A 14547-nucleotide genomic window follows, 5' to 3' on the forward strand; every position below is an offset into this window, starting at 1 on the left:
ATTGCTGCGATCGGATCATCCACCCGCGGTACCGGCAATGCGGCCAGCGTTGCCACATCCTATGACGGCACCCGCGCAAGACTGAAGATGGGTGCGAACTACACCATGGAAAACGGGGCCCGACTGAGCGTGGATACGTTTTATGATGGCATCGGTGTCGCTGACTATGAAAGCTACAGCCTGCAGCTCGGCTTTAACTGGTCGTTTTGATCGGGGCTTGCTATGTTTAACGGGCAGCTCAGCGGGGGCTGAATGGTACCTGTGGAAAACAGGCATTCGATGGCTGGCGCCCGGAAGCGCGGTGCGTGATTTGCATGTGCTGCGACCGCGAGGGTTCCGAGTTTTGTAAAAGCTGCTGCTTGCGGACCTTAGAGCAGCCTGCGGCGAATGACCGGTTTGAGCCCAAAGCAGAAGTGTCAAATCTTCGCTGCATGCGCGCGCAGCAAGTTTAATACTGCAACTGCCAAAATTTCGGTATCGCAACGCGGCGAGAAAACCAGCCATTCGTACATCTTGCGGCGAGTAAGCAGTAGCCAAGGATCAAGTTGCCGGACAAAACGGACTCGCGAAGCTGCAGCTGTTGCTGACGCAGAAACCTTCGCATATGCATCGGACCATATCCACCGTGTTGGGATCAAACCGGATAGCAAATAAGCAGTTAGTATCAATTCTATTCAGGTTTTGTCTTCAAGCACTGGCCTTGAACTTGAACCGTCAATACCCTGCTAAGCCTTCGATATTTTCCAGACATTTGGGGCGGCATGTTTCAGATAAAAGGCGAGACGCTGTGATCTACTAGAGGCAGGCGGTAGATTGCATCAGCAATGCCTCGCCTCACGATTTGGCCCTGATCGGCTGGCAAAAGAACGCATGCATTTTTGACGCCCAAATCTTCCAACTGGAATGGCGTCCCATGACGATATTCCAGATGGCCTCGCCCGATAATGCCGACAACTATTGGAGCATTCGGTTTAAGTGCCACGTCTGCGATCCGGCACGCAAATGCGCGGTCCCATGTCTGTTGCGCGCGCACAAAGCGGTCAAAGTTCGGATCCGCAGCCGACTTGGCTTTGCGATCATCCCGTGCCCCGCCCGTAATTCCGAAAAGGTATTCGCGGTAGGCAGGTGTGGCGGGCAAGGCAGGGGTTAGCCCTTCGCGTTTGTCGACAGGAACACCTTCCCACGTATCCGCGCCGACCTCGCTGACAAGAGGGCGGCGGCAATTCAAGCCGATCATCGTGATCCGGTTTTCTCTGCAGAATCTGAACAGCGGCATGTAGAGTTCTGCCTCGAATCTCCAAACGGAGTTCCACTCCGATTTTTCCAGAAATTCAGTTTCGGTGAGTTCACCTGCCGTCCATTCCGCAAGAACGGGATCAAGGCGGGCCGGAAACATCTCGAAGCCCATCACCATGTCGCGGCGTAGGGCGAAGATTTGTTTGGCTACATGGAGCTGCCACAGGTGGTTGTCAGCTCTGTCGTGCTGTTCACCGAGCAACACCGCAGGCGCTGCGGCGGCATTCGAAATCACCGGCTCCGCATCCAGAAAACCGGTTGTGACGGGATCGATCCATCCGCTTTGGTCTATGTTTTCGTCTTTCATGCGGTTAACACTTTCAGTGTCCGGCTCAGGCGCGCCGACGTTAATGATGCGATAGGGGTGCAATGCGACAGGGGCGTTGTGAGCTACACAGATAATGCCGGCATTTGGCAGTTCTGACCTGATGATCGCCCAAAGTGCTGCTTCTGCGTCTGTGTCCAACGCACTGGTCGCTTCATCTAGCACAATCCAGTCGGGGCGCAGGATCAAAATGCGTGCCAGCGCCAGCCGTTGGCGTTCTCCAATGGAAAGGCCCTCGGTGCCTTCGGTGCCAAGTTTATCAAGCCCGTGCAAACGATGCTCAAGGCCAAGACGTGTCAACACTTTGCGCAGCTCTGCGGGGGCAAAGGCGCTTGGATCGGCAGGATAGCAGGCGGCAGCGGCCATGCCTTCGGCAAATACACGTGGCGTTTGCGGCAGGAAAAGCATGTTGGTTGAAGGCGTCGCGATCTGCCCCTCGCCGTAGGGCCAGAGACCCGAGAGCGCGGAAAGCAGCGTTGTTTTCCCCTGACCAGAGGGACCGGATATCCAGATGCGTTCACCGGGATTGATCGTTGCATCAGGAATGGCGTGTAATCTGCGCCCGTCAGGTGCGCAAAGCTGTAATGCATGCCATTCGATCTGACCCTCTTGTGATGTTGCACGCTCGATCTCGCGAGGGGCATCGGGCATCGGTTCCGGCGCTTCTGTAGCTTTGAACAATCCGTCAAGTCGTTCTGTTACTGCAACAAATTCAGCCAGCTTGGGATAGGAAAAGATGAACCAGCTAAGGGTTTGTGTGACGCGCCCGAATGCCGACCCAAGCTGCATCATACCGCCCAAGGTTACGGCACCAGCGAAGTAAGCGGGCAGTGCGAAGAAGGTTGGAATACGCAGCACAGTTTGAAAATAGGGGCGGGTGAAAAGGCCCAAGATGAACTGACGGCCCAGAAGCCGTTGCCAATTCACCTGTATCGCGGAAAACCTGTCGTCGAGCCTGCGCCGCTCTGCTGCCTCACCACGCGACTGCGCGACTTCGGTTGCCGTTTCGCGCAGTTGGATCAAGGCGTGGCGAAAATCAGCCTCACGGCGCTCTTGTGCGAACACGATGGATTTGAGCGGCTTGCCCAGCATATGCGTGGCAACGCTGGAAATACCTACATAGATAAACGCCAGCCAGAACATGTAATGGGGAATTGAAATATCGCGCCCCATAAAGGTGAACTCCAACGCAAAGCTGGAAAGGGACCATAGGATCGCACAATAGGATATGAGCGCCACACTGCTGGAGATTAGATCAAGTGTTTCCTCAAGCAGATGGTCGACAAATTTGCGACAATCATCCGCCACGCGTTGATCAGGGTTATCAACCGCGTTGGGTGAAAGACCGGGACGCAAGTGCCAATAGGCACCGTTTTTCATCCACGCGTCCAATGCACAGTCGGTCAAGCGGCTGCGCCAGTGCATCATCAACTGTTGGCGCAACCAACGCATAACGAGGTAAGTTCCGGCCGAAAGCGCGGTCAGACCCCCAAAGACGCCGATCTGGACCAAAGCAACGTCAGCCTGCATGTTTTCAATGGCATCATAGAAATCCTTGGACCATGCGATGAAACGTACCGAGATCCATACGCCGACGAATTGCAGAGATAGAACTATAAGATAAAGAACAATACCCTTCCATGCGCCGGGTCCACTTATGGCTCGCCATGCGAGGCCGGTTATTTGATTTAGGACCCGACGCATGGCGACTTAAAACTCCATCTGGTAGGAGACTTGAATGCTCCGACCTGTGCCAGTCTGAAGTTCTATGGGGTTTCCAGCGGCCACGTTATTAGCCACCGTGGCTTCGTAGCCGGCGGCTGATGCATTGAAATAGCGGCGATCAAATACGTTCTGGATACCGACAGTGAACTTGCCAACTCTTGTTGGCGTCCAAGTCGCATATAGGTCTAACACGCCATAACCCGCGGGTTTGAATGCTGTTGGGCTTGCCGTATCTTTGATCCCGGCGGCGAATGTCCCGATGGCCTCAAGCTGCAAGTCGTATTGAGGCATGTCATATGAAAGCCCAACCGTTGCCGTCAGTGGGGAAACATTGTGCGGTGTCTCACCACTTGTTTCGTTAACCTCTTGGGTTCCCTTTTGATACGACGCAGAAATTGTGCCGTTCAACGCATCACTAAGTGCCCACGAACCGGAAGCCTCTATGCCCCAAACCTCAACAGTCGAAATGTTGCGGTATGTGTAAGAAATAGTGCCGGGAGGATTATAGAACGATTCAATAAAGTTGCTGTAGTCAGCCTTGAACGCGTTGACCGAGAAGAACCCGCGATCATATTCGCCACGGAACCCCAGTTCGATGTTTTTGACTTCTTCCGGTTTCAAACCGGGTGCGGGGATCAACTCAAAAAACGACCCGGGTAAGGAGGTGTACAGTTGTTGTGCGGTGGGCATCTTGAAGCCCTCGCCGTATTTTGCCCATACAGAATAAGTATCGTTAAACCGGTATGTCGCGCCAAGGCTTTTCAAAAGCTTTTCGTCTTTGCGCGTAATAGGTTCGCTTCCTAAAACGGCTTGATAATCCGCGTTCGGACGTGGGTCGATTTTGTAAGTGGCAAAGCGCAGGCCCGGTGTCAGTTCAAATTGACCACCACCGAAGGTAATTTTGTCCTGCAAATAAATGTCAGTACGTCGCGTCGTTGCATTGGCGAAGTTGAACCCGCCTGCGCGCCGTTCTGTGTTATCGCCAGTCGTTATATTATGAGTCCGGTCGATCCGCTCGTAATCGCTGTCCGTCACATCAGCGTCAATCCCAACAACAAACTCATGCAGTGCGCTACCGGTCCGGAAGCTGCCATTCGCTTGAATGTCGAATTCCAGAAACTTCTCTGTATAATCCAGGCTATCATATGTAACGATCTCATCCCCTGCCGCTGAGGTGGAATATTCAGTGCCTGTTCGGCTGTAGGAGTTTGGCGTGTAGGCCAAAGTAGTCTTGACGCTATCGAAAATACTGCCGCCGGGGGTCCACTCATGCTCGACCGCATAGCGCTTGCGGCTAAGTTCCAACTCGCGATCATAGCCGCGAATAATCTCGCCCGTGGGCAATCCAGTAAAGCCGGAAACCACAGGGCCTAGCGTTACGCGGTGGTCGACAGTCGTTTCACGATCCAGAATATCCGCCGAGAATTCAAATCGGTGGCTGTCAGTTGGCGTCCAGACAAGTTTGGCCAGACCCCGGGTTGATGTTGTGTCGGTAGGGTCGAGCTCTCCACAGGTGGTCGCACCCCAATCGACATTGCGCGGACATCCCCACGCGCCGCCATCATCGCGGGCATTCGAAAGCTCGGTTTCGTTCGAGGTTTCGCGCGAAAGTCCAATAAGAAGCTCTAAGTTTGGTGTGAACTTTTGACCAAAAGTCAGCTCAACATCCGTGCCGTTATTCACACTATCGTATGACGTGCGAATAGAGCCGCCGCGATCGCGTCCTTGAAGCACGTCTTCAGGGTCCAGCGTTTGAAGTGCTACGACCCCGCCGAGGGCATCAGAGCCCCATAGAACAGAGGCCGGGCCTCTTACGATTTCGACCTGTTTGGTAAAGCTGAAATCAAGATAGTCGCGGGTGCCGTCAATGATCCGTTCCGGTACGCGCGAGCCATCCACCTGCATCTGCACACGGTTGCCGCCAACACCGCGAATTGTGAAGCCGCCGAAGGTGTTGAACGGGTCCGTCGAACTGGTTTGACGTTGTACCGTGATGCCGGGGGTGTAGCGGGTAAGTTCATGCATGTCCGTAATATTGCGGGCTTCGATTTCGCCCTCATCAATAACCGAAACATTGGCAGGGATGTCTCGAACCTGCGCACCTTGTCGGTCGGTGCTCAGAACGATCGTGCCAAGGTGACCTTCTTCAGGCGCGTCGTCTTGTGCCAAAGCGGTTAGGGGGAGCAAGGCGGGGACCGCAACAGTGCTCAATAGGACCGCAGTGCGGCATAGGAAATTCATAGTATACGCTCCCAGCAAGGCCAAAGCGGCCTTTTGGTTGTTTATGGATTTGCTGGCAGGGTGCTGGCAGTTTTCGGGCGATTCCCGAAAGACTCGCGTGTTGTTAGAAATGGCGACTATTTTTGTCAAGTATTCGCGCGCAGATTGTTTAGCGTGGCTTTTGGGCCCTGATTGGTTCTTGACTCCCAGCTGAAGACATCCGCATTTAGGGCCAGTGGAGACCTGTAAGAGACCCGCCAGAAGCCAGCTTGTAGCGAGCCATTCCCATTGAAAACCGGTTGAGGCAACCAGAGACATGCTCTGGAGCAATGCTATTGCGCCTCGATCCATCGAAAGGATTGTCACATGGCTGAACAACAACGCGACGTTATTGAGATTGATGAAATTACAGGGGTGGATGTCGCGACAGTTCTAAAAACGCTACCCGATATGGGGAAGGTAATGGTCATTGCCCGGACAGAACGGGGGGTGACACATGAACGGATCGGTCCAGTTGAAACGGTCGTGGAAGCTGCTGGCGGGATCCGCCTGTCAGGGGTTTGTCACGATAGTGTCGTTGATCCCTGCGCGATTGTAAAAATGCATATTGATCGCAGCTCGGTGATGCGGGACAAAGTTTTCCCGTCGTTGAAATTCTCTGACGCTGCTGGCGAAGTGATGTTCTCAATCGTTGGAATGGAAGGCACCGAGCCGATGGATCAGGCGCTTTCGGGTTTCACGAGCAGGCCGCAGGAGGAAGTCAAAGTCAACCGCGTGGGCCCTGTTATTGACCGTGGAACGGCACCCGAGATCCCCGATACGGACGCGGCGATGGTCCTCTTTAATCAACTGGCCACGCTTGGCGATGAGGCGACGATCACGGCACAAACTCCTAGCTTAACGCAGGTTTGGCGTGGCCAGATTGAATCCGTAAAACCTGCAATGGGCTTTGTTAACGTGATGACCGCTGACTTTCACCTGCATCTAAAAGCGGGCGGCATCGCATCGTGGAAAGAGGAGCCGGGGCAACGAATCGCGCTTGATGCAGAGGGTTTGCCGTGCGGCTTAACCGTGCAAGCGCCAGGGCTTTCCTGATTTTTGCACTGTCGTGCGGGCGCAATAGCTTCACAGCGCGCGATCTTAAAGTGAGGTGAAAGGGCTATTGTGCTCCCACCCCATCGGCATTGTGGCTTGGTTTGAAAATGGGACTCCGCCCGAGGTGAATACTGGACTTATTATAAGCAAGAATTGCAAATCATGCATAGTGCCCCTGTTTGTCTTGGTTGCTGGCACGGCTCCGGCCCTTGGTCACAGACGCGCCGAGCATCAGGTGTTTGATCTCGGAAAGCTCAACGACGTCTTGATCGCAGACATGCACGTCACCGTTTTAGACGCAGTACAAGAAGACTCCGCAACGATATGAGTGGTTGGCCCGTATCAGACTCCTACGCCTTTGATACCGAATACTCCACCTACGAACACGGTCCTGGTGTCTTGATAGAAAAAAGCAGCAATCGCGAAATCGACATTCAATATGGCTATACTTACCAAGGAAACGAAAATGGCGCATCATCAAAGCAATGCAATGCTCGAAGTCCCTTTCATTATTGCAGTTCGGAAGATCAAAAGCTTCGCTGTATCGGCGGGCCTGAATATTGAACGCGAAGAAGGCGGGGTACTTGTGCGTCTGGGCTCTGGTTCGCTCAAGGTTGCCGGAGATCGTAAAACAACCAGTCTGGAGCTGACCGCACAATCGCCTGCAATGTTACAGCAACTGCGGGATGCGGTTGCTCTGCGCATGGAGAAGCTGGAGACTGCTGTGACATGGGAGGCCGTCGTCGCAAGCAGTCGCCATCCCGCTAATCTGAGTATAGCTACAGTTGCGAGTTTGGAGCGTATAAGCCCTTCCTATACGCGTATCGTAATTGACGGTCCCGACCTCGCACGTTTTACGGAAGGATCGTTACACTTCCGTTTGCTGCTGGGGCCAGATGGAGCAGGGTGGCCTGAGATCGATGCGGGTGGTGTCACGACGTGGCCCGGTGGAGGCATGTCCGCTTGGCACCGTCCCGTTTACACCACCCGATCATTCGAGCTTGGCGCCGATGGTGCGGCCCGTTTGGCTTTTGATGTGTTTTTACATGATGGTGGTCGGGTGACAGAATGGACGCGTGATCTTGCTGTTGGCACCGAGATCGCCATCACAGGCGCAGGTGGCGGTGGTCGTGCTACAAACGAAACAAAGTGGCATTGCCTAATTGGTGATGAAACAGCAATGCCTGTCATTGCCAGAATGCTGGAAAGGCTGCCTTTGGACGCTGAAGGCCTTGCAATGGTCATCATTCCAGACGCCAAGGATGCCCAAGACCTGATACACCCTGACGGCGTTTCTTTGAATTGGGTTCTACGAGGTGAAAACACAAACCCTACGAATATCCTTAGCCAAATTGAGTTGCCTGATCAGGATCGTTTTGTCTACGTTGCAGCCGAACGCGATGAGGTTGCTGAAGCACGTAGATATTTGAAAGAACATGGGCTTGCCAAAAACGAAGCTTCGTGCTTCTCGTACTGGAGTGCATCATCCGCTGAGGACGGATTGCAAAAAGTATCAAATCAGTAGCCGGCTAAACCTATTGAAAAAGGGACTTTTTTCCATCGCCCCACTTTGATTTCAAGACGCCAAACCAAATATTTGGGGAATGAAAGAGATATCGCCTCGGCCTTCTGGTTGTCGTGTTCGGAGTGCTTGTTTTTGATTTCTCGGATAGCCTTAATGCCTTGCAAGGTTGCCGCGCTGTTCTAAAGCAGCCATTGGCGCAAACGCTGTGAATAGCAGTTTGTCCCGCGACCATTAGTTGGACCCTCGCGCAGCAAAATGGCGGTGTGGGAATACCCAATTTTGACCCTCTCAATGGCCGCTTTGGTGACGTTCGCTGCACTGCAAAATATGAGTCGTTTCACTTGCGAAGAAATGCTGCGTCAGCAAAAGGCGGCTTTGTCCCGCATCTTTCCAGTTCTTGCTCGACGCAGCGAACGGCGGCTAAACTTTATGTTCCGTTATTGTTCTTCAAGACGCCCAGATATGCAGCTTCGGTCCAGTTGGGCCTGATACGAGAGAGAAAACAACACCTTTGACCAAGGCTTCGGTTTTGAATGGCATTTTCGGATCGCCGCCGTGCAGGGGCAAAGCGGAAATTGGACTATCTTTTCGTCAGCGCCTGTTCAACTGCCGCTTGACAGTGAAGTTCGGTAGTAGAAAATGCGGGCAATGGTGACTGGTCGGGGCTGATGAGCAACGGAATTTCGGTGCAGGCCAATGCCACGCAATCTGCACCTCTCAAACCCAAAGCCCTGATAACATCCTGATATCCGGCACGTGTGATGTCCCGAAAATCATTTTTGACCAGTTCATTGTAGATGCTGTCGTGAATAAACATCCGTTCTGTACCGTCTGGTATCACAGCCTGAATACCGTATTCTTCGAGTATCTTGGAATAGAAGTCGCCCTCCATGGTCTTGCGCACCCCGAGGATCGCTACACTTTTCAAACCCTTTTCCGTGATGGCATTAGCGGTAACCGACGCGATGTGCAGAAACGGAATTTTGAGCATCGGCTCGATCTCGGGAACGAAACGATGAACATCGTTGCAGGTTATCACGATGAAGTCTGCGCCCGCAGCCTCCAAAGCCCGCGCGGAATCCGCGATCTGCTGGCAGGCCGCACCTTCGTCTTCTCTGTCGATGACGGCAGAAACGTAATCTTGTCGATTGACGCTTTCCAGCACGATACGAGCAGATGACACACCGCCTGCAAGAACCTGTGTGATTTCATTCAGTCGCTTGTAGTATTCTGCTGTCGAAACCCAACTCAAACCACCGATTAATCCAATCTTTTGCACTCTAAATCTCCACAGCAACAATTCTTCCACCGAGGTTGTAGTGAGAGGATTCCTGTAACACAAACAGGCCTGAACAGACCTTCAATAGGTTCGCTCCAAAAAGAACCGTTTGTTGAACGGTTCTCAGAACCTGACATTGGCGCAGCCGCAGCGAACTCACACTTTGTCCCACTGAGCCGACGTTGGTTCCGGACGTAGCCAATGACGACTTTCGGCCCATTCTGGCGGAGCTTTGGAAACAGATCGGAAGCGTGGCCGCCTGACGTCCGCACCTACCACGCGTTGCGGCCTTGTCGTCTCGTGACGGGGAAACCAAGATCAGAGAGCCGCATCACCCACCGTAGAGCGCCCAGCCTTCCGGCGGGCTGTGATCAGGACGGCGGCCACCCGTAGCGCGAAAATTTACCAATTGATGGCGCGGGCTTCGGCAACGCGTATGACCTGATGTGCCGTATCGCCGAATTGGCCGACAAGCTCGGGGAACAGATACCCCAGTTCTGCGCGCACCGCTGTTTCAAGACCGCGCAAACCGACGTCGCCGGGGTGGAAACTCTCGGTCGGGCATCCGTTGGAAAAGACGATCTGATGGGCATCGAACATAATGTGGTAATAGGTCACCGGTTGCCCGGATGTATCCTGACGCACTGTCGTCCCGTTCACCATCGATTTTGCAGGAACCAGCACACTATCGGTGCCGAAATTCAACTGCGCGCGCCAGCCTTCCACCAGAATGCGGTGCTGTGGCGAAACAGAAAGAGCACGGCTGTTGCCGATGGAACCAGCCTCAAACCGGATTGGCGCAAGTTCAGGCATGCCCTGCAGTTCCGCGCGCGACAGGTTGCGATGGCCGATCCAGCGCAGCGGCTGCCAGCCGTTATCTCGTGTCCGCAAACGATCGCCTGCCACCAAATCCTCGATCGCGCGCAGGCCATTCTTTGTCTCGATCAAGGTGCCCTGCACGAAACAGGCCAAGTCCGTCCAAGCGTCGTTCTGCCCGTCCGTTGTACCGGTGATACGATATGTCGTGCCCATCTGGGGCAGGGTCACGCCACCAATCCCGACGTTCACATTGTTGATCCGGATATAGTCAAAGGTCAAACCCGAATCGGTCGACACCTTAAACTCAAGCTCGATCGTTGACCCGGCGGGATAAGTTACGCCATTTAAGACCACGCTCGATACCAGTGTCTGGCTACGCGCTCCGCCAGTATAGTCTACATAGCCGTCTTCAAAGTTCGGGTCGTTATCGTTCACAGTGATCGAGACTGGAACAGCTGTGTTTCTAACAACAAAAGAGCCCGATGCACCGTTCGTAGATCCTGTTGTCAGCGGCGAGCCGGACACGGCTCTCAGATCCGCAAACTCGTATATGGCAAACGTATAGTCGGGCATTCCGGGCACTTCCATTTTCTATCGCGTGAAACCCGGCAAAGCCCGGATGTCGCCGTTAACTGGAATCGAACCAAATCCCACAAGGATGAGTTAGCATAGAGCGGGTGACGAATACACAGTGCGTTTTGCATGCACGCATCACGAATATTGAAGAACCCTTGGTTTCCGGGTCGCGCATTGAAGCTTGGGCAAAATTCGGCCTTTCGTCAGTGACCGCTGCGTGGATAGATGCTGGCCCGGAACACGACAAACACGTCGCCCTGAAGCCTTGATCTTGCGATCAGCCCGGGTGTCTATCTGGCGCGGCCAGATATCGGAGGCTGGCGGCCCAAGCATATCCATGTGTCCGTCAGCCGCGGATCATCGCGGCTGATCACCCAGATGTATTTCCCGGACGAGCCGAACAACGCCAGTGATCCGATGGCAATACTGATGGGCGACGCGTTTGAGCGTAACGTCGGCAAACCGCGTGACCCGCAGACGGCGGATGTGAAAGAGGCCTATGACTTTGATATCGTCGTCGGCGGTCGGAATGCGACGTTCTTTGAGTAGGGGGCGGGGTGGGTCGAGGGACGGCTAGCCTGAATCTGTCGTTCGTCGAGTATGTCACTGCTGTGTTAGCTTCGAGGAAAGCAGCCGTTGAGCTAATATGCAGCACCTCTTATATAAAGCCGCGGTTCATCGTACGAAACGGTACTTCGGCTACCATCTTCAAGAGATGCTTGGAAAAAAGCTACATGCTATTTTTCAGAAGAATGGACATAATGCGTTTTTTAATGTAGTAATAACTAAAAACGAGTAGAGTTTTGATCTACTTTCCGCAATTTTTTTATATTTTTTCGATTGTACACTCAATTCATTCAGCTCAAATTTGAAGGTATAAACTGGGGGAACTTTAAAATGATTTTGTATAAGAGTTTTTTATTAGGTATTGGGACCGCAGTACTTGCAAGTTTTTTAGTGACCACGTCTACTTCTGCTCAGCATGTAACGACTGTGATTTCAGACGGTTGTATTGCGACAGCCGGTTACCCGATAGCAAAAGACAAGATGTTTGAGCTCGAAGTAGGAGAGTTGAAAAAGGACAAGCCGGCCAACAGGGAAAATGCGATAGCAAGTGTGTTGGCTACATCTTTGGCGACGACTGTGATTGAAAACCTTTTTGAAAAGGGATCGAACTACATCAAGGCAAAAGCAACGGATTCGACATTCGACTACGATAGCGTATTTCCTTCGTCATTGTATGTAGCCAAACTTAGTAGCGATACCGATGAGGAGCTTAGGTTTGGCATCAAACTCAATCCCCATCTCCGATGCTTTACTGTCGTGTTGAACAGTTCAGCCGTGCCCACCTCAGGACACGAGGTGCAATCGCAAGAAATTTTGAAAGTGTCGAAATGGCAAGCCCTAAATTGGCCAAACTGGGGGCCGACAAAGATCGAGCTTTTAAAGCGGCTAAAGTCCGCAGGTTTGGCAGCTACCGGCCCGAACAATACCATAAATGAACCCATGTTGGTGTTTGAAGCTGTAATGCAATTTTCTGCTGACGGAAAAGCTGTCCAGTTCGTTCCGCGTTATTTTCGCGTTTTTCGATTTGTCGACAAAGGGACGGCTATAAAGAAAAGAAGTGTGGGGATAAACCTTACGATCGACATACCGGGACAAACTGCCGGAACTAACTCATCCCAGCTGATCCAACACAGTTTCAACTTTGTCGATGTTGAAGCAGCCCGATCCAAGGACATGCAGACTGTAGGGGGGATAAAAACAGAATATGGTTTTGGCCCTTTGCTTGTTGGCGCAATTATCAATCAGCAAGAATGGATAAAATTCACGACCCAAACCTATGAGGTGCCGGATTACGTAGCGAAACAGTTTTTGGCTAAAAACTTTGATGAGAAATCCAGGCTACAACTAGAACCACTGAATATTCGATCGACAGTTGAAATAGCGGAGAAGGCCAGCCAAGTAGCCGTATTTTTGGCAAAGTTTGTTGAGGAACATTCTGTTACAACAACGCTTTCAAGCGCTCTTATTCAAGAGCTTGGGTTGATAACTGATGAAGAGAAAAAAACTCAGTTGATAGCCAAAATCACAGCTGAAAAAAATAAATATGAGTACTGGCGAGATCAATATATAGAAAAACTTCCTAACGCGGCGGATCACACTGAAGTCGTGGCTCTTTACAACGAAAAAATTGATGCCCTGACAACAGAGCTTAACAAGCTAGAAAACGGTTGCGACCCTTTGAATAAAGTTCCTGGAGCTTCATGTAACTGAGGAGCTGTCTGACGCCAGCGCTTACCGGCGATCGTGAGATAGCTCCTAGTTTTGACATATCTGGATGTAATCTGAAGGGCCGCAAACTGTATGCCAATGCTCATCGTACTTTGACCATACCGTCAATCAAGTTGCTGGAATTGCCGACCTCAAATGTTGGCTATATTTGGCAATAAGCCAGCCACGGTGCCGCAATTAATGTCCTCTTCCAGAACGATTGATCGCAGCTTTGCATGTGCAGCGAATGTCCTTTATTTGCCCGTGGTGTCTATGCAAAGACATAACAAAACCTCACCCATCCCCCCTATTGTCGTCCCTCCAATTTCCCCCTATCTACACATATTGCCAGCCGTACAGCACATGGGTTTCGTAAGTGTCTGAAAAGAATAAGTATATCCTCAGCCGAAATGCACGCCTCTCCGTGGCACCCATGATGGACTGGACGGATCGCCATTGCCGCTATCTGCACCGGCTGATGTCAAAGCACACGTTGCTTTATACTGAAATGGTGACGTCGCCTGCGTTGGTGCGCGGCGGCGCGTTGCATTTGTTGGATCATAACGCACAAGAGCATCCGGTGGCGCTTCAACTGGGCGGGTCGGACCCGGCAGAGCTGGCCGAGGCCGCGCGGTTGGGCGCGCAGGCGGGGTATGATGAGATTAACCTGAATGTCGGCTGCCCGTCAGACCGCGTGCAATCGGGCTGCTTTGGTGCGGTGTTGATGGAGCAGCCGGCCTTGGTTGCGAAATGCGTGGCGGCGATGCGCAGGGCTGTTGATGTCGATGTGACCGTGAAATGCCGCATCGGGGTGGACGATCAGGACCCTGAGACTGTGCTGCCGGAATTTCTGGCGCATATCGTGGGGGCGGGTTGCGAACGTGTGACCATTCACGCCCGCAAGGCATGGCTCAAGGGGTTAAGCCCCAAGGAAAACCGCGATATTCCGCCCTTGGACTATGATATCGTGCACCGGATGAAGGGGCTGTTCTCGAACCTGCATATCTCGGTGAACGGGGGGATCACATCGCTTGACCAGGCCGAGACGTTTCTGGACGGTGGCTTGGACGGCGTGATGATCGGGCGCAGTGCCTATCACGGCCCGGCAGATATTTTGTGTCAGGCGGACCGGCGTATTTATGGCCAGGGCGAGGATACCACCGCCGAAGCGGCGGTTGCGCAAATGCTGCCCTATATTGATGCGCATATCGCGGGCGGTGGTCGGCTGAACCAGATCACCCGCCATATGATGGGGCTTTTTGCGGGGCGGCCCGGTGCGCGGATCTGGCGGCGCATGCTGTCTGAAAACGCATCCGGTCCGCAGGCGGATCGTCAGGTTCTGATTGATGCGCTGGATGCCATGCAAACGCTGGCAGAGGCGCAAAAAGCCGTGTAGCACCAAGGGCGACCCTA

Annotated in this window: 10 protein-coding genes; 6 read left to right on the forward strand and 4 right to left on the reverse strand. The window is 52.9% G+C overall.

All coding sequences use genetic code 11. From position 1 onward, the window contains the following. The coding region (locus KZZ06_RS18350; RefSeq protein ID WP_219581466.1) for an autotransporter outer membrane beta-barrel domain-containing protein at positions 1 to 210 on the forward strand (210 nt) is incomplete at its 5' end. A 556-nt stretch (positions 211 to 766) separates the two neighbouring features. Here KZZ06_RS18350 and KZZ06_RS18355 read toward each other — a convergent pair. Beyond that, positions 767 to 3325, reverse strand: coding sequence for a ChaN family lipoprotein (locus KZZ06_RS18355; protein ID WP_219581467.1), 2559 nt, complete (start codon positions 3323 to 3325; stop codon positions 767 to 769). A 6-nt stretch (positions 3326 to 3331) separates the two neighbouring features. Further along, positions 3332 to 5884, reverse strand: coding sequence for a TonB-dependent hemoglobin/transferrin/lactoferrin family receptor (locus tag KZZ06_RS18360; RefSeq protein ID WP_219581468.1), 2553 nt, complete (start codon positions 5882 to 5884; stop codon positions 3332 to 3334). Between the two features lie 48 nt (positions 5885 to 5932). On the opposite strand from KZZ06_RS18360, the gene KZZ06_RS18365 reads away from it, so the two are divergent. Next, positions 5933 to 6661 carry a ChuX/HutX family heme-like substrate-binding protein gene (locus KZZ06_RS18365; RefSeq protein WP_219581469.1) on the forward strand — a complete coding sequence of 243 codons (729 nt, stop codon included), beginning with the start codon at positions 5933 to 5935 and terminating at the stop codon, positions 6659 to 6661. 439 nt (positions 6662 to 7100) lie between these two features. Next, positions 7101 to 8186, forward strand: a complete 1086-nt coding sequence (locus KZZ06_RS18370) for a siderophore-interacting protein (RefSeq protein ID WP_219581470.1) — start codon at positions 7101 to 7103, stop codon at positions 8184 to 8186. 580 nt (positions 8187 to 8766) lie between these two features. Here the strand turns inward: KZZ06_RS18370 and KZZ06_RS18375 are convergent. Then, on the reverse strand, positions 8767 to 9465 hold the full coding sequence (locus tag KZZ06_RS18375) for an aspartate/glutamate racemase family protein (RefSeq protein WP_219581471.1): 699 nt from the start codon (positions 9463 to 9465) through the stop codon (positions 8767 to 8769). 402 nt (positions 9466 to 9867) lie between these two features. After that, positions 9868 to 10857 (reverse strand): Hint domain-containing protein, encoded by a 990-nt coding sequence (locus tag KZZ06_RS18380; RefSeq protein WP_219581472.1) that lies wholly within the window; start codon positions 10855 to 10857, stop codon positions 9868 to 9870. A gap of 312 nt (positions 10858 to 11169) precedes the next feature. Here KZZ06_RS18380 and KZZ06_RS18385 point away from each other — a divergent pair, with 312 nt between their 5' ends. The 3 genes from KZZ06_RS18385 to dusA all read left to right on the forward strand — a co-directional run bounded on the left by KZZ06_RS18385 (position 11170) and on the right by dusA (position 14530). Next, positions 11170 to 11409 carry a hypothetical protein gene (locus KZZ06_RS18385; protein WP_308340041.1) on the forward strand — a complete coding sequence of 80 codons (240 nt, stop codon included), beginning with the start codon at positions 11170 to 11172 and terminating at the stop codon, positions 11407 to 11409. Positions 11410 to 11757: 348 nt separating this feature from the next. Continuing rightward, a complete protein-coding gene (locus tag KZZ06_RS18390) occupies positions 11758 to 13137 on the forward strand; it encodes a hypothetical protein (protein ID WP_219581474.1) in 1380 nt (459 codons plus the stop codon). 373 nt (positions 13138 to 13510) lie between these two features. Further along, complete coding sequence (gene dusA / locus KZZ06_RS18395) at positions 13511 to 14530, forward strand: tRNA dihydrouridine(20/20a) synthase DusA (RefSeq protein ID WP_219581475.1); 1020 nt, start codon at positions 13511 to 13513, stop codon at positions 14528 to 14530. The last annotated feature ends 17 nt before the right edge of the window (positions 14531 to 14547 follow it).

It is taken from the genome of Sulfitobacter sp. CW3 (genome assembly GCF_019392245.1).
Classification (GTDB): Bacteria; Pseudomonadota; Alphaproteobacteria; order Rhodobacterales; family Rhodobacteraceae; genus Sulfitobacter.